At 68.9% G+C, this 15674-nt stretch carries 16 protein-coding genes; 8 read left to right on the top strand and 8 right to left on the bottom strand.

Going from position 1 to position 15674, the window contains the following annotated elements; all coding sequences use genetic code 11:
* Positions 1-84: 84 nt before the first annotated feature.
* Entirely contained in the window at positions 85-633 is a 549-nt protein-coding gene (locus E4V01_RS06745; protein WP_060770578.1) for a PH domain-containing protein, read from the bottom strand.
* Between the two features lie 98 nt (positions 634-731).
* Between E4V01_RS06745 and E4V01_RS06750 the strand changes: the two genes are divergently transcribed.
* Complete coding sequence (locus E4V01_RS06750) at positions 732-1175, top strand: MEKHLA domain-containing protein (RefSeq protein WP_210234743.1); 444 nt, start codon at positions 732-734, stop codon at positions 1173-1175.
* Positions 1176-1179: 4 nt separating this feature from the next.
* Here E4V01_RS06750 and E4V01_RS06755 read toward each other — a convergent pair whose 3' ends face one another.
* The 4 genes from E4V01_RS06755 to E4V01_RS06770 all read right to left on the bottom strand — a co-directional run bounded on the left by E4V01_RS06755 (position 1180) and on the right by E4V01_RS06770 (position 4007).
* Positions 1180-2058: a 1-acyl-sn-glycerol-3-phosphate acyltransferase gene (locus E4V01_RS06755; protein ID WP_135297817.1), complete on the bottom strand. Its 879-nt coding sequence runs from the start codon at positions 2056-2058 to the stop codon at positions 1180-1182.
* A 25-nt stretch (positions 2059-2083) separates the two neighbouring features.
* Positions 2084-2605, bottom strand: a complete 522-nt coding sequence (locus E4V01_RS06760) for a GNAT family N-acetyltransferase (RefSeq protein WP_060770576.1) — start codon at positions 2603-2605, stop codon at positions 2084-2086.
* Positions 2602-3282 (bottom strand): tRNA (adenosine(37)-N6)-threonylcarbamoyltransferase complex dimerization subunit type 1 TsaB, encoded by a 681-nt coding sequence (gene tsaB, locus E4V01_RS06765; protein ID WP_135297818.1) that lies wholly within the window; start codon positions 3280-3282, stop codon positions 2602-2604. The genes E4V01_RS06760 and tsaB overlap by 4 nt, the downstream gene beginning before the upstream one ends.
* Positions 3283-3440: 158 nt before the next feature.
* Positions 3441-4007: a NifU family protein gene (locus E4V01_RS06770; RefSeq protein WP_060770574.1), complete on the bottom strand. Its 567-nt coding sequence runs from the start codon at positions 4005-4007 to the stop codon at positions 3441-3443.
* A 203-nt stretch (positions 4008-4210) separates the two neighbouring features.
* Between E4V01_RS06770 and rpoZ the strand changes: the two genes are divergently transcribed.
* The 5 genes from rpoZ (at position 4211) to E4V01_RS06795 (ending at position 9456) form a co-directional block, all read left to right on the top strand.
* Positions 4211-4621 (top strand): DNA-directed RNA polymerase subunit omega, encoded by a 411-nt coding sequence (rpoZ, locus tag E4V01_RS06775; protein WP_003602879.1) that lies wholly within the window; start codon positions 4211-4213, stop codon positions 4619-4621.
* Between the two features lie 225 nt (positions 4622-4846).
* Entirely contained in the window at positions 4847-7078 is a 2232-nt protein-coding gene (locus E4V01_RS06780) for a bifunctional (p)ppGpp synthetase/guanosine-3',5'-bis(diphosphate) 3'-pyrophosphohydrolase (RefSeq protein WP_060770573.1), read from the top strand.
* A 113-nt stretch (positions 7079-7191) separates the two neighbouring features.
* The gene (locus tag E4V01_RS06785; protein ID WP_135297819.1) at positions 7192-7542 is read left to right on the top strand and encodes a hypothetical protein; all 351 of its coding nucleotides are present in this window, start codon (positions 7192-7194) and stop codon (positions 7540-7542) included.
* Positions 7543-7692: 150 nt separating this feature from the next.
* Positions 7693-8283 (top strand): orotate phosphoribosyltransferase, encoded by a 591-nt coding sequence (gene pyrE / locus E4V01_RS06790; protein ID WP_135297820.1) that lies wholly within the window; start codon positions 7693-7695, stop codon positions 8281-8283.
* 516 nt (positions 8284-8799) lie between these two features.
* Complete coding sequence (locus tag E4V01_RS06795; RefSeq protein WP_060772306.1) at positions 8800-9456, top strand: NYN domain-containing protein; 657 nt, start codon at positions 8800-8802, stop codon at positions 9454-9456.
* Positions 9457-9676: 220 nt separating this feature from the next.
* On the opposite strand, the gene smpB is transcribed toward E4V01_RS06795, so the two are convergent.
* Together smpB and dapA are read right to left on the bottom strand one after the other, a co-directional pair.
* Complete coding sequence (gene smpB, locus E4V01_RS06800) at positions 9677-10150, bottom strand: SsrA-binding protein SmpB (RefSeq protein ID WP_060770571.1); 474 nt, start codon at positions 10148-10150, stop codon at positions 9677-9679.
* Positions 10151-10270: 120 nt separating this feature from the next.
* Positions 10271-11161 (bottom strand): 4-hydroxy-tetrahydrodipicolinate synthase, encoded by an 891-nt coding sequence (gene dapA / locus E4V01_RS06805; RefSeq protein WP_060770570.1) that lies wholly within the window; start codon positions 11159-11161, stop codon positions 10271-10273.
* Positions 11162-11360: 199 nt separating this feature from the next.
* Here dapA and E4V01_RS06810 point away from each other — a divergent pair, with 199 nt between their 5' ends.
* Entirely contained in the window at positions 11361-13685 is a 2325-nt protein-coding gene (locus E4V01_RS06810) for a lytic transglycosylase domain-containing protein (RefSeq protein WP_135297821.1), read from the top strand.
* Here the strand turns inward: E4V01_RS06810 and E4V01_RS06815 are convergent.
* Positions 13675-14268 (bottom strand): HD family hydrolase, encoded by a 594-nt coding sequence (locus tag E4V01_RS06815; RefSeq protein ID WP_135297822.1) that lies wholly within the window; start codon positions 14266-14268, stop codon positions 13675-13677. The genes E4V01_RS06810 and E4V01_RS06815 overlap by 11 nt on opposite strands.
* A gap of 139 nt (positions 14269-14407) precedes the next feature.
* Here E4V01_RS06815 and E4V01_RS06820 point away from each other — a divergent pair, with 139 nt between their 5' ends.
* A complete protein-coding gene (locus E4V01_RS06820) occupies positions 14408-15643 on the top strand; it encodes an adenylate/guanylate cyclase domain-containing protein (RefSeq protein WP_135297823.1) in 1236 nt (411 codons plus the stop codon).
* Positions 15644-15674: the final 31 nt, after the last annotated feature.

A 15674-nucleotide genomic window follows, 5' to 3' on the forward strand; every position in this document is an offset into this window, starting at 1 on the left:
AAAGGCCGCCGCTCATCGATTCAACAGGGTTCCGATGGCACGGAGCGGCTGCGACTAGCACATTTCTCGCAGGTCGTCGCGGCGTCAGTCGCGGCGCGCTGCATCGATGAGGCCGCGCAGGCGTTCGTACGCTTGGTCGGCGTCGGGGATGTCCCTGATCATCGCGCCGCTGCCGAGGGTGCTGCTCAAGCCCAATGAGTTGAAGAGGCTCCAGGGTTTGAGAGCCCCGGCAGCTTGCGTGTCGAGACAGACGGAGCCCAGCCCGATGCTGCGCTGGAGCACCCCACGCCGCAGCGACGCCTCGCATATATCGCGGAACATCAGGCGTTTGGCATGGATGGTCAGGAAGCCTTCCTCGATCTCGATTCGATCAGGATAGAGGCGATAGCGCGTCGTGCGGTAGTTCATCGCGCGTGAAATGACGACGACGACAGGAAATCCGATGAAGACGACCGAGCCGATGGCGGCGAGGGAGTTTGCCAACGTCGTCGAAGCCCCGAAGGCCTCATGGTACATCCCGCCGAAGAAGCCGGCGGCCCAAACTGTGAAGAAAAGTTGTAAGGGAACCTGTTGCAGCAACGCGATCCACAGAACGAAAACCGGGCGATAGGTCGCCAGAGGCTTTTCGGTCATTGAGTTCCCCGATCCGATGCACGTTCTGGTCGCATCCGTGTCGGTGCAGGTCAATTGCCGCCGGGTGCGTAGGGCGCCTTCGGGAGGGATGAAGAGCGATGGTGCATCTCCAAGGCGATCCCCGCTTCTTCACCCTGCTGACCGGCAGCTTCCTGCGCCTCGTCGGCCGCCCGCTCGTGCCTGCGCCGGATCTCGGGCCGGACTGGCTCTACGCGTCGGCGCCCTTCGCGGTGCTGGCCCACGACACGGCCCCCGACCCGCTTTTCGTCTACGCCAACCGGGCGGCGCAGCGGGCCTTCGGCTACCGCTGGGACGACATCGTCGGCATGCCCTCGCGGCTCTCGGCCGAGGCGCCGGAGCGGGCCGAGCGCCAGCGCCTGCTCGATGCGGTCGCCCGCGACGGATTCGTCTCGGATTATGCCGGCATTCGCGTTGCCAAGGATGGGCGGCGCTTCCCGGTCGCCGAGGGCATCGTCTGGCAACTCGTGGATGAGGGCGGGATCGTTCGCGGCCAGGCGGCGACCTTCCCCCTGCCGGCCTGAACGGTCACACCGCGGCGACGCCCGGCGCCGAGACGTCGGCGCCCTCCCCGATTGTTTCCGGCGCCGCCGGCATCGGACGGGGGGCGGCCCCGCCGAGGTGGATCTGGCGCAGGCCCTGCCGCACGGCGGCCTCGGCCTGCAGGGTCGCGACCTTGCGGTCGGTGGCGGCCTCGAAGGCGATCGGCGCGCCCCAGTTCACGTGCACGTCGATGGGGCCGCGCTGGGCGAACAGGGCGAGATGCGGCGCGAGTTCCATGTCGCCGTACCATGCGATCTCCGGCCGCTCGGCGCGGGTCACCGGCAGGCCGTTGCGGCGCGGGTAGCCCAGCGCCAGGGGCTGGAGCCGGATGCGCGCGAGTCCGCCGGTCTGCGCCGTCAGCGCCGTCCGGGCGGCGCCGACCAGCGAGGAGCGGAACGGCAGCAGGCGCAGGCCATCGCCGGTGGTGCCCTCGGCGAACAGCACGATCAGGTCGCCATTTGCCAGCCGTTGCCCGACCGTGGCGTTGACGTGGGCGGTCGCCGTCCGCTTGGAGCGCTCGATGAAGACGGTGCGTTGGAGCTTGGCCAGCAGGCCGATCAGCGGCCAGCCCGCGATTTCCGACTTGGCCACGAAGGAGAGCGGGCGCAGCGACCCGAGCGCGACGATGTCGAGCCAGGAGACGTGGTTCGAGAGCACGAGCGCCGGCTCGCCCGGCTGCGGCGGCGTGCCGCTCTGCGTCACCCGAACGGAGAACAGGCGCAGGAACAGGCGGTGGAACAGCATCGCGATGCGCGCCGCGAGCCGGCCCCGGCCAAAGCGCAGGCTGAGCCAGTGCGGCCCGATTACGATCAGGAAGGCCACCGCCTGGACGAAGAGGCGGAGGCCGATGCCGATGCGCGTCATCGGGCGGATGCGCTCCCGCAACGCTTCACGACAGCGTCGCGCTCATGGTCAGCGCCGTGGCCCGGCTGCCGTCGGGCAGCGGGTAGTAGCCCTTGCGCTCGCCGATCTTGAGGAAGCCGTGGCGGGTGTAGAGCTTCAGGGCCGGCGTGTTGCCCTCGTCGACTTCGAGATGGACGGTGCGGATGCCGGCATAAGCCAAAGCGGTCAGGTGCTCGCGCAGGAGCCGGTGGCTGTGGCCGCCGCCGCGGGCGGACGGCGCCAGAACGATGGTGAGGATTTCCGCCTCGTCCACGGCCTTGCGCGACAGCACGAAGCCCAGCAGCGCATTGCCCCGGCGCAGGGCATGCGCCTCGGTCGAGCGCTCGCACAGCATCCGCTCGAATTCGTGGGCCGCCCAGGGGCGGGCGAAGGCGGTGGCGTGCAGCTTTTCCAGGTCGGACGCCTGACCGGCGTCCCGCAGCGGCGCGACGTAGGGCACGGAGCCCCAGGCGTCCCACCATGCGGACCACCAATCGAGCGGCCAGAACGGGGAGACGGTCCGCGTCATGCCCTTGCGAGCCTCGCATGCTGCTGCGGCTGGGCGTCGGGCCCGCGCAGGTAAAGGGGGCGCGGCAGCGCCTGGTCCGGATCGGCGACGAGCCCGAGCGAGGCGACCCAGGCGATCTGCGGCGCGCCGGTCTCGGCGACCTCGACGGAGAGGCCGGCGGCAGCGGCTGCCGCCGCGAGCGCGGGAGCGCCGGAGCCGGTGAGGATCGCCCGTCGCTTGCCGAGCAGGGTCACCGCCTCCTCCAAAGCGATGTGCCGGGGCGGAATCACCGTGCCTTCCCTCACGCTCATGGCCTGGAGGTAGACGGCGCCGTGACGCGCATCGATCGCGGCGGCCACCGTATCGTCGCCGTTGAGGGCGAGCTGCGGCGCGAGCAGGGCGGACAGAGTGGTCACGCCCACGACCGGAATGCCGGCGGCGAGCCCGATGGCGCGGGCGGCGGAGAGGCCGACGCGCAAGCCCGTATAGCTGCCGGGCCCGACCGTGACCGCGACGCGGTCGAGACCTTCGAAGCCGCCCTCGACCCGAGCCATGACCCGCTCGATCAGCGGCAGGAGCGCTTCGGCGTGCCCGCGCACGAGCGGCATCGACTCCTCGGCGAGCAGGTCGTCGCTGTCGTCGGTGGCCACGCAGGCAGCGCAGGCTTCGAGCGCCGTATCGATGGCAAGGATCCGCAAACGTCGATTCCATCCGGCGGCGGGCCGCAAGCGCCCGCCTTCCGGCTAATCATAGGACAAAACCGCCCTCCCCGTCAGCGCATCCGCGGCCGACCTCCCCAAGGAAGCGGTGCGGTGTTGCGCCGATGCCAGGGGAAGCCGGGCGGCGGGACCGCCGATCAGATCGCCTGGACTTCCCGCACGGAGGGCAGGAAGTGGCGGAACAGGTTCTGCACGCCCTGGCGCAGGGTCGCGGTGGAGGACGGGCAACCCGAGCAGGCGCCCTTCATCTCGAGGTAGACGATGCCGTCGCGGTAGCCGCGGAAGGTGATGTCGCCGCCGTCGCCCGCCACCGCCGGACGCACGCGGGTCTCCAGCAGGTCCTTGATGGTGGCCACGGTGTCGTGATCGGCCTCGTCGTAGAACTCCTCCGTCTCGTCCTCGGCGAGCGCCGTGCCCTCGGCCAGAACCGGGCGGCCGGACTGGAAGTGGTCCATGATCGCGCCGAGCACGGCGGGCTTCACCTGCGGCCACTCGTTGACGCCGTCGGCCTTGGTGACGGAGATGAAGTCGTGCCCGAAATAGACGCCCGAGACGCCGGGCACCGCGAACAGAGCGGTGGCCAGCGGCGAGCGCTCGGCGGTCGCGGTGTCGCGGGCCTCGAAGGTCCCGTCGGTGAGCACGACGCGGCCGGGCAGGAACTTGAGCGTGGCGGGGTTCGGCGTGGCTTCGGTCTGAATGAACATGTGAAGAATCCTCGGGTCCGCTGGCGCCGGTTCAAGGCCGGCCGGGATCGGCGCCGGGGTCGACCGACGCCGCTTTCCATGTGGACCGGGAGAGACGGATTCTCAACCGCTCCCGCGACTTGTTGGACAGCGATAACCGGTGTAGGAAGCCCGTTCATCACGCATATCGTTCGTATCCGCGCCTGAGGAAGGAGCCGCCTCGCATGGCTCGCGTCACCGTCGAAGACTGCATCGAGAAGGTCGAGAACCGCTTCGAGCTGGTCCTGCTCGCCAGCCACCGGGCGCGCCTGCTCGCCGCCGGCGCCCCGCTGACCGTGGAGCGCGACCGCGACAAGAACCCCGTCGTGGCTCTTCGCGAGATCGGCGACGAGACCATCACGGCCGAGGATCTGAAGGAGCAGCTCATCCACTCGATGCAGAAATACGTCGAGGTGGACGAGCCCGAGGCCGAGACCGTGCCGCTCCTGTCGAGCTCGCCCGCCGCCGCCGCGGTGGCACCCCAGTCCTCCTCGGACGACAAGAACGTGCAGTTCGACTTCATGAGCGAGGAGGATCTCCTCCGCGGTCTCGAGAACCTCGCGCCCCCGACCGAGACCGACGACGAAGGCGAGTAAGCCCTCTCGGCGATTCGGCCTGCGCGTTTCACGCCCGCCCTCGGTCCCCGAGCGGCGGGCGTTCTCATGTCGCGCGCGCTCCCGCAGAGTGGGCGCAACAGTCGCGCTCGCGCCGCGACGCCATGGGTCTGGCGCAACGGCCGCCGATGCAGGAATGTATCATGCGATCGACCGCGCCCTTCCGGCCGGGCCCCCTTGCAGATTGAGAGCAGGATCCTTCGGCGGATGATGCGCCAGTACGAACTCGTCGAGCGGGTCAAGCGCTACAATCCCGCCACGAACGAGGCGCTTCTCAACCGCGCCTACGTCTACGCCATGCGGGCGCACGGCACGCAGAAGCGCGCCTCCGGCGATCCGTTCTTCGCCCATCCCCTCGAAGTCGCCGCGATCCTCACCGACCTGCGCCTCGACGATGCGACCATCGTCGCGGCCGTCCTGCACGACACCGTCGAGGACACCGCCGCCACGCTCGACGAGATCCGCGAGATCTTCGGGCCTGAGATCGGCGCGCTGGTGGACGGGCTGACCAAGCTCAAGCGCCTCGACCTCGTCTCGAAGCGGGCGGTGCAGGGCGAGAACTTCCGTAAGCTCCTCCTGGCGGTGGCCGAGGATGTGCGGGTGCTTCTGGTGAAGCTCGCCGACCGCCTGCACAACATGCGCACGCTCCACTTCATGCGCGACGACAAGCGGGCGCGGATCGCCGAGGAGACCCTCGACATCTACGCGCCGCTCGCCGGCCGCATGGGCATGCAGGAGCTGCGCGACGAGCTGGAAGACCTCTCGTTCCGCACGCTGAAGCCCGAGGTCTACGCCACCATCACCAAGCGGCTCGAAGACCTCTCGGCCAAGTCCGGCAGCGTGATCGAGAGCATCGAGCACGACCTCACCGCCCGGCTCGCTGCGCGCGGCATCGCCGCTCACGTGAAAGGGCGGCTGAAGAAGCCGTTCTCGATCTGGTCGAAGATGGAGCGCAAGTCGGTCGCCTTCGAACAGCTCTCCGACATCGTCGGCTTCCGCGTCATCGTCGGGACCCTGGCCGAGTGCTACGCCGCGCTCGGCGTCGTGCATACGAGCTGGCCGATGGTGCCGGGCCGCTACAAGGACTACATCTCGACGCCCAAGCAGAACGACTACCGCTCGATCCACACCACGGTGATCGGGCCGAAGCGCCAGCGCGTCGAGCTGCAGATCCGCACCGCGGAGATGGACGAGATCGCCGAGTACGGCATCGCCGCCCACGCCCATTACAAGGAGGCCTCCAACGAGGGCGCCGAGGGCGAGATCCACCCGCGCCTGGCCACCGAGAGCGGTGCCTACCAATGGCTGCGCCGCACCATCGAGCTTCTGGCCGAGGGCGACTCGCCGGAAGAGTTTCTGGAGCACACCAAGCTGGAGCTGTTCCAGGATCAGGTGTTCTGCTTCACGCCCAAGGGCCGCCTGATCGCCCTGCCGCGGGGCGCCACGCCGATCGATTTCGCCTACGCGGTGCATACCGATGTCGGCAACACGGCGGTGGGTGCCAAGATCAACGGACGGCTCGCACCCTTGCTGCACGAACTCGCCAACGGCGACGAGGTCGAGATCGCCCGCTCCGACGGCGCCTCGCCGCCGGCCGCGTGGGAATCGCTCGTCGTCACCGGCAAGGCGCGCTCGGCGATCCGGCGGGCGACTCGCGCCGCCGTGCGGCGCCAATATGCCGGTCTCGGCCGCCAGATCCTCGACCGCGCCTTCGAGCGGGCCGGCAAGAGCTTCTCCGAGGAGAAGCTGCGCGGCTCGCTGCCCCGACTCGCCCGCGCGAGCACCGAGGACGTGTTCGCCGCCGTCGGGCGCGGCGAGATGTTCTCCGGCGACGTGGTGAAGGCCGTCTATCCCGACTTCAAGGAGGAGCGGCGCGCGGGGGCGAGCGGCGGTCCGGCGGCCAACGGCGCGGCGGGGCGCCTTACCCGTTCCAAGGATCAGACCATGCGGCTGACCTTCTCGGGTGATGCCGAGGGGGCCTCGGCCTTGGCCAGCATTCCGATTCGCGGTCTCGCCGGCGACCTGCCGGTGAGCTTCGCCCCGAACGGCGGCGCCCTGCCGGGAGACCGCATCGTCGGCATCCTCACCCCCGGCGTCGGCGTGACGATCTACCCGATTCAGTCGGCCGCGCTCGCCGCCTTCGACAACGAGCCCGAGCGCTGGCTCGACGTGCGCTGGGACGTGGAAGGCTCGCAGGAGCGCTTCCCCGCCAAGCTCGCGCTCGAATCGATCAACGAGCCCGGCACGCTGGCGCAGATCGCCCAGGTGATCGCCGAGCATGACGGCAACATCGACAATGTTTCGATGAAGCGTCGCACGCAGGACTTCACCGACATCTCCATCGACCTCTCGGTGCCGGATCTGAAGCACCTCACGGCCATCGTCGCGGATCTGCGCGGCAAGCGCTCGGTGAGCCGCGTCGAGCGGGTGAACGGCTGACGGTCGATCCTGTGGGCGCCGCTTGCCGGAACCGATGCCGGGACAGGTCATTCCGTCACGGAACCAGCCTATGGACGGCTGGGTTTGCGACGCGCTTTTCCGGAGCGACCACCATGAGGCTTTCCCTGGTCACCGCCGTCATCCTCGCGCTCGGCATCCCGCTCACTGAGGAGGCTGGCGCGCAGGGTCTGCAGCCCGGTATGCGGACGATGATCCAGCGCGGCGGCACCGAGGGTCTGCCGCTCGTTCCCGCCCATCCCGACGACCTGGATGACAGCAAGCTGCAGCCGGGCATGCGCACGATGATCCAGCGCGGCGGGAGCGAGGGGGTGCAGCTCGGCGCGCTGCTGCCCCGGGCCTACGACCCCTACTTTGACGGGCCGGCCTACGATCCGTCCTATCCCCCGCCCGCCTACGAGACCCGTCCTGATCGGCGCCGGGAGCCACTTCGCGTGCGGAACTAGAGTCTCGGAGACGCGTCACCGAGGGGAATGGCGGTTCGGCGGCCGTCGTCGCGGTCGATGCACTCTCAGTTGATGCATTTGGCCTTCGGCTTGCGCCCCGCTTGCGCCGCTGCAAGAAGCAGCGGAACACGGTTTGGCGAGCAGGTGACCATGACGCCGGAAGACGTTCTCGAAGAGTTCCGTTCCGCAGGGGCCCTGCTGCAGGGACACTTCATCCTCAGCTCCGGCCTGCGCTCGCCCACCTTCCTGCAGAAGATGACGATCTTCTCCGATCCCGCGCGCACCGAGCGGCTGTGCCGGGCGCTGGCCGAGGTGATCACGGCCCGCTTCGGCCGGATCGACATCGTGGTCTCTCCGGCCATCGGCGGCATCATCCCCGGCTACGAGACCGCCCGCCATCTCGGCGCCAAGGCGATCTTCGTCGAGCGCGACCCCGGCGGTCCCTTCACCCTGCGCCGCGGCTTCTCGATCCCCGCCGGCACCCGTGCCGTCATCGTCGAGGACATCGTGACGACAGGCCTCTCGGCCCGGGAATGCCTCGCCTCGCTGAAGGATGAGGAGGGCGAGGTGGTTGGGGCCGCCTGCCTGATCGACCGTTCGGGCGGACGCGGCGAGATCGGCGTGCCGCTCCTGTCCCTGGTCACGCTCGACATCCCGACTTACCCACCGGATGCCTTGCCCGCCGAGCTGGCCGCCATCCCCCCGGTCAAGCCAGGCAGCCGGGCCTTGCCGAAGCCCTGACCCGCGGCGTGACGGCACGGGACGGGTGCCGGTTCGGCGGCGACCGCGAAGGTTCTGGGCAGGCAACTCATGTCGACTCGCTCTTTGCGGCAACTTCAGGTATGTAAATACCGCGGCTCATTCTTGTGGAAGCTATGCCGCAACCGCTAGTACGAAAATGATTTGATAGAATACGCTCTGGGTTGCGTAAAATCATCTTCGGTTGGATTTGGCGCCGGTGGCCTTAACTCTTTCTGGCGCTTGACAGGAATTGCGCGCTCGGTCACCACAAGGGGGGATTCGGGCCGGACTCTGCTACGCTGTTCCGAGTCCTGCACCTTTCCGACACTGCGATCCCGTTGGCCGGATCACGCCCTTCCGAACGGACAGCGTGGTTCGGAATGCAAAAATTGCTATGCGTCGAGAGTGCAGGGATGCCGGACTTCGGCAGCGCATTGAATCCGCGGTTTCATGTACTGCATTCATGTCTGAATTTCTAAAAACAAACTCTTTCATCTCAAGAGCATGGGTCAATCGATGAGTGATAAGCAACGTACCGCAGTCTTTATCGATGGTGCAAATTTGTATGCGACCACGAAGGCGCTCGGTTTCGACATTGACTACAAGCGGCTGCTCAAGGATTTCCAGAGCCGCGATAATCTTATTCGTGCTTTCTATTACACGGCAATGATCGAGGATCAGGAGTATTCCTCGATTCGCCCGCTGATCGATTGGCTCGACTATAACGGCTACCGGGTCGTCACCAAGCCGGTGAAGGAATTCACCGACTCCGCCGGGCGCCGCAAGATCAAGGGCAACATGGATATCGAACTCGCCATCGACGCGCTCGAACTGGCCCCCCACATCGACCACATGGTGCTGTTCTCCGGCGACGGTGATTTCCGCTCGCTCGTGGAAGCGATCCAGCGCCGCGGCGTTCGCGTCTCCGTCGTCTCCACCATCCAGACCCAGCCGGCGATGATCGCCGACGACCTGCGGCGTCAGGCGGACGAGTTCATCGATCTCGCCCATCTCGCAAGCCGGATCGGCCGTGACCCGAGCGAGCGCACCGCCCGCGCGCCCGGTGACAGCCCCCGCCGCGACTTCGCCGAGCGCGCGCCCCGCCCCAACCCCGGTCTCGAGAGCCGCTACGGCATCCGGCCCGGCGCGACCGACGAGGAAGCGGAAGGCTGAGCGGAGCTTTGATGCTCGGATCGCGGTGACGGGTGAAGACCCGTTGCCGTCGATCGTGAGGCCGCGCCGAACTCATCCGGTGCCCTGCCCTATCCGGAGAAGACGCGCTCCGGATCGCTTCATTTTGCGGTGATGGCGGAGCGCCTCGGTGCTCGCTCGGGGGGCATCGCCGATCGGACGGGTCCGCCATGTCCCGGCGCCGAAACGTCGAGGGCCGGACTCAGCCCTTGTCGCGCATCAGGCGAGCCTTGTCGCGCTGCCAGTCGCGTTGCTTGACGGTCTCGCGCTTGTCGTGGAGCTGCTTGCCCTTGCCAAGGCCCAGCTCGACCTTCGCCCGGCCCTTGTCGTTGAAGTAGATCTTCAGCGGAATCACCGTATAGCCCTGGCGCTGGGTCGCGCCGATCAGCTTGTTGATCTGGCGGCGGTGCAGCAGCAGGCGGCGGGGCCGCTTGGTGTCGTGGTTGAAGCGGTTCGCCTCCAGATATTCCGGGATGTAGGCGTTGAACAGCATCAGGTCGTTGCCGGACGGCCCGGCATAGGACTCACCGATCGTCGCCTTGCCGCCGCGCAGCGATTTCACCTCGGTGCCGGTCAGCGCGATGCCGGCCTCGAGCGTGTCCTCGATCGCGTAGTGGTAGCGGGCGGAGCGGTTGTCGGCGACGACGCGCCGGCCGGGATCGGGTTTGGGTGCCATTCGTCTTCAGGTTCGTGATCAGGCGACAGTCCACCGGTGTGGGGATTGCCACCGATATGGGGGCCGCCACGTTTTCCGGCGAGGCTTCCCGCCGGATCTTCTCGAATCAATCCGGCGGCGTCAGATCAGGCCGGCATGAGCGAGCGCGGCATCGACCGCCCGGCGGCAGCCCTCGGTCGCCGGCACCAGCGGCAGGCGCACCTCCTCCGACATCAGCCCGAGGCGCGAGAGAGCGTATTTCGCCGGCACCGGGTTCGATTCGTAGAACATCTGCACGTGCAGCGGCATCAGCCGGTCCTGGATCTTCAGGGCCTTGGCATAGTCGCCCGCCAGTGTCGCTTCCTGCAGATCAGCACAGAGCCGGGGTGCGACATTCGAGACCACGGAGATGCAGCCGACCCCACCATGGGCGTTGAAGCCGAGCGCCGTCGCATCTTCGCCAGAAAGCTGGATGAAGTCTTCTCCCAGTGCCTGTCGCTGGAGGCTGACACGGTCGATCTTGGCCGTGGCATCCTTCACGCCGGCGATGTTCTTCAGTTCGAACAGCCGCTTCATGGTGTCGACGCTCATGTCGACCACGGACCGGCCGGGGATGTTGTAGATGATGATCGGGATGCCGACGGCGTCGTTCACCGCCTTGAAGTGGGCGTACATCCCCTCCTGCGTCGGCTTGTTGTAGTAGGGGGTGACGGTGAGCACCGCATCCGCGCCGACGCTCTCGGCATGACGGGCCCGCGCGACGGCTTCCCGCGTCGAGTTCGATCCGGCGCCCGCGATCACCGGCACCCGGCCGGCGGCCTCGGCGACGCAGACCTCGACCACGCGGTCGTGCTCGGTGTGGCTCAGCGTCGGGCTCTCGCCGGTCGTGCCGGTCGGCACCAGGGCGTGGGTGCCATGCTCGATCTGCCAGTTCACGAATTTCCGGAAGGCCAACTCGTCGAACTCGCCGTCGCGGAACGGGGTCGCGAGCGCGGTCATCGAGCCGCGAAGGCGGGCGTGGGTATCGGTCATCCTGGCGTTCCCGGCCGTTCTTCTTGCCTGTTTCCTGGCGTGCCCCGGTGGCTGCGGCCGCGTACGGGCCGCGCTTGGGACGCGCGAGACATAGGCCCTCCCCCGTCCGTGCGCAAACGCTTCGCTTGCGCAGTTAATGCCATCTTAACGGACCGGGGCCCAGCTTAAGGCTTGGCCTCCGGTCGGGGTGTCTCAGATCATGGCGTTGCCCACACGCTCCCTGCCCCTGCTCCTCGGCCTGCTGCTGTCCGGCACGGCCGTGCTGCCACAGCGCGGCGGGGCCATCGAACTCCGCAACCCGCAGCCGGCCTCCGCCCCCGCCGCCCCCGCGAGCGATGCCACCGCGCCCGCCGGGCAGCCGAGCGACGGCCAGGGCCCCGCCTCGGATCCCGTCGCGGCGGACGCGCTGCGCCTCGATCCGAGTGCCGGCGAAGCGGCCTCCGACAAGCCCCTGCCCGCCGCGGCGTCCTCCTACGCCTCGACCGAAGCGGATGGCCCTGTCGCCTTCCCGCTGCCGGATGCGGCCGTATCGCCGGCCGCCCCCTCCCCTGAGGTGCCGGACCCGGCCCGGCCGGTTGCCTTCGGCGAGACCGATCTCGGCCAACTCCGCGAGACGATCGACCTCTACCGCAAGGGCAAGGTCTCCGACGGCGACCGGCTCGCCGCAGGCTTCTCCGATCCGGCGGCGCGGGCGCTGCTCGAATGGGTCGCGATCCGTGCGGGTGCCGGCGTCAGCTTCGAGCGGGTCGTCGCCTTCTCGCGCGCCAATCCCGATTGGCCGGCGGGCCCCCTGCTGCGCCGCCGGGCCGAGGAGCGGCTGCTCACGGAGAAGAAGAGCCCAGGCGTGGTGCGCGCCTATTTCGCGAGCGCCAAGCCGGCGAGCGCGCCGGGCAAGTTCGCCCTGGCCCTGGCCCTGCGCGCCGACGGGCTCGAGGCGGATGCGGCCGAACTCGTGCATGACCTGTGGCGCGAGGAGAGTTTCGGGCGCAGCCTTGAGGCCAAGGTCACCGACGCTTTCCCCGGCGTGCTCACGGTCATCGACCACCGCTACCGGATGGAGCGCGCCCTCCTGAAGGAGGATTGGGTCACCGCCGCGCGCGCGGCCGAATATGCCGGCGGCTCCTATGCCAGCCTCGTGCGCGCCCGCCGGGCGGTGCAGGGCAAAGCCGGGGCGGCGGCCGCACTCGCGGCGGTGCCGCCGTCGCTGCGCAACGATTCGTCCTACCTGCTCTCGCGCGCCCAGTATTTCCGCCGCGCCGACAAGGCGCCGGAGGCGGCCAAGGTGCTGCTCGCCGCGCCGACCAACCCGGAGGTGCTCGCCGACGGTGACACGTGGTGGGTCGAGCGCCGCATCGTCGCTCGCAAACTGATGGATGCGGGCGAGACCAAGACTGCCTACGCCGTCGCCGCCGCGCATTCCGCCCGCACCTCCGAGAAGCGGATCGAGGCCGAATTCCACGCGGGCTGGATCGCGCTCCGCTTCATGGCCGATCCGGCCGCGGCCGAGCGGCACTTCGCGCAAGCCGCGAGTGTCGCCGAGACGCCGATCTCGCTGGCGCGTGCCGCCTATTGGCAGGGCCGCGCGGCGGAAGCCGCGGGCAAGACCATCGAGTCGAAGAGCTTCTACGAGCGCGCCGCGCTTCAGCCGATCGCCTATTACGGGCAGCTCGCCCGCGCCCGGCTCGGCCAGCACAGCCTGCCCCTGCGCCGCGCCGCCGAATTGAGCCCGACGGCGCGCGCCGCCTTCGACGACCGGCTCTTCGTGCGCGGCCTGAAGCTTCTGGCCGCCGCTCAGATGAAGGAGTTGGCGCTGCCGCTCTACATCGATGCCGCCCGCTCGCTGACCGAGGAGGCGCAGGTCAACGCGCTGGGCGAGGCCGCGGTGGAGATGCGCGACGCGCGGGCGCTGGTCTCCATCGGCAAGCTCGCCACGCAGCGGGGGCTGGCGCTGGACACCCATGCCTATCCGACCATCGGCATCCCCAATTACGAGACCTTCACCGCGGTGCCGCAGGTCGAGCGCGCCATGGTCTTCGCCATCGCCCGGCAGGAGAGCCAGTTCGATCCCCGCGCCCAGTCCGGCGTCGGCGCCAGGGGGCTGATGCAGATGATGCCGGCCACCGCCCAGCGCACCGCCAAGCGCGTCTCGACTTCTTATGAAACGGACCGCCTCACCAGCGACCCCGCCTACAACGCGCGGCTGGGCCAAGCCCATCTCGGCGAACTGATGGAGGACTGGAAGGGCTCTTACATCCTCGCCTTCGCCTCCTACAATGCGGGCGGCGGCAACGTGAAGAAATGGGTCGACGCCTACGGCGACCCGCGCCGGCCGGATGTCGATCCGATCGACTGGGTCGAGCGCATCCCCTTCACCGAGACGCGCAACTACGTGCAGCGGGTGATGGAGAACCTGCAGGTCTACCGCAACCGCCTCGATGGCAAGAGCGCGCTCATGATCGAGCGCGACCTCGCCCGCGGCGCCCGCACCGCCATCAGCGCCGAGGCGCAGCCGGTCACACCGTAGTGGCGTGACCCTGGTAGTGGCGGCGGACCAGCGCTTCCACGAAGGGCCAGAGATCGGGGACGCCGCGCTCGATCACCGGCTGGTAGCGTGCCATCACCTGCGCCTCGCTGAGGCCGTTCTCGGCCCAGGTGCCGCCCTCGGTCAGCGTATTGAGCAGCAGCGGCTGAAGCCGGTCGAGCGCCTTGGCGAACCGGGCCTCCGCCGTCTCGCTCGCCTCGAATTCCCGCCACAGCGCGACGAAGCGGTCCCGCTGCGGTTCCGGCAGGAGGCCGAAGATCCGCGCGGCTGCAGCCTCCTCGACCCGCGCCAGGGCAGCGGCGTCGTAGGCGCCGTGGATCGGCACATCGCCGGCATCGACCTCGACGATATCGTGCACCAGCAGCATCGCGACGACGCGGTTCAAGTCGAGACCGGGCGCGAGATCGCCGAGAACGAGCGCGAACATCGCCAGATGCCACGAATGCTCGGCCGAGTTCTCGCGCCGACGCTCGCCGATGGTCCGGTTCTGGCGCAGCACGGCCTTGAGCCCGTCGATCTCCGCGAGGAACGCGAATCGGCTCGCGATATCGGCAGCGTCGTCCATGTCGTTGTTCCCGGCATCGTGCGGCACGGTTGAAGGGTTCCGAACATCTGGGCAAGGCCGCTGTGCCGTCGATTTCCCACAGGCATCGCCCGCCCGATGCTTTTGGAGCGCCGCAGGGGCGCGGATAGAGTGGGCCGCCATGGCCATCACGGACCCGATCTCAGCCTCTGCCCTCCGCGACATCGAAACCCGACTGATCGCGCGCGCGACCGAGTCGGACGAGGCGGAAACGATCATCGCGGAACTCTGCGAGGCGCTGGCCGCGGCGGGCCTTCCGCTCTGGCGCTTCGGCTTGGCGGTGCCGGTCATCGACCCCGTCTTCCGCGGGGTGAGCGTCGCGTGGCGGCGCGGACAGGGCACGGCGGTGTTTCCGACGGTGCACGGACCGGAGGGCGAGGACACGTTCTTCCGCAGCCCCGTCGGCTGGCTGAGGGCGAACGACCTCTCCTTCGTGCGCTGGCGGCTCGACCGTTCGAACGGCTGTCCCGATCTACCGCTCCTGAGTGAGCTGAGGCAGCAGGGTGCGACCGACTACCTGCTCCACGCCGCCGCCTTCGCCCCCGGCAGCGCCATGGAGGGCGTCGGCATCTCGTTCGCCACCGACCGGTCCGGCGGCTTCACCGGGTCGGAGCAGGCGGCCTTGGCCGGCCTGGTGCAGGTGATCGCTCTGGTCACGGCCAAGCTCAGCCTGTCGCACACGATGCGCGAGATGCTCGGCACCTATCTCGGACCGGCGACGGGGGCGCGGGTTCTCGCGGGCGAGATGCGGCGCGGGCAGAGCACGGTGGTCCACGCCGCGATTCTGCTCGCCGACCTGCGCGGCTTCACGGCGGTGGCGGATCGCGACGATCCGCTGAAGGTGGTGGGCTGGCTCGACGAGCATTTCGATGCGCTCGGCGAGCCGGTGCAGCGCCATGGCGGCGAGATCTCGAAATTTCTCGGCGACGGCTTTCTCGCCGTCTTCCCCGTCGCCGAGCCGGATGCCCTCGCCTGCCCGGCCTGTAGGGGCGCGCTCGATGCGGCGCGCGAGGCGCTGGCGCGCAACGCCCGGCTGAACGCGTCCCGCCGCTACGATGGGCTGCCGCCGCTGGAGGCGGACATCGTGCTGCATTACGGGCGTGTCGTCTCCGGCAATGTCGGCACCGACCGGCGCCTCGACTTCACGGTGATCGGCCGGGCGGTCAACGAGGCGAGCCGGATCGAGCGGCTCTGCGACGGCTTGGAGCGGTCGCTGCTCCTCTCCGATGCCTTCGCCCGACGTTGCGGGGCATCGCTCGTCCCGGTCGGTGAGTTCGCCCTGCGCGGCGTCGGGCGCAAGCAGCGGATCTGGGGGCTGGCCCCGGAATCGGACGGTCCGTCGGAGGGGGCGGCGTGAGGCGGAGCGCCCGAGCCTCGCCCGCAGCGCG

This window comes from Methylorubrum sp. Q1 (assembly GCF_004683995.1).
GTDB lineage: Bacteria > Pseudomonadota > Alphaproteobacteria > Rhizobiales > Beijerinckiaceae > Methylobacterium.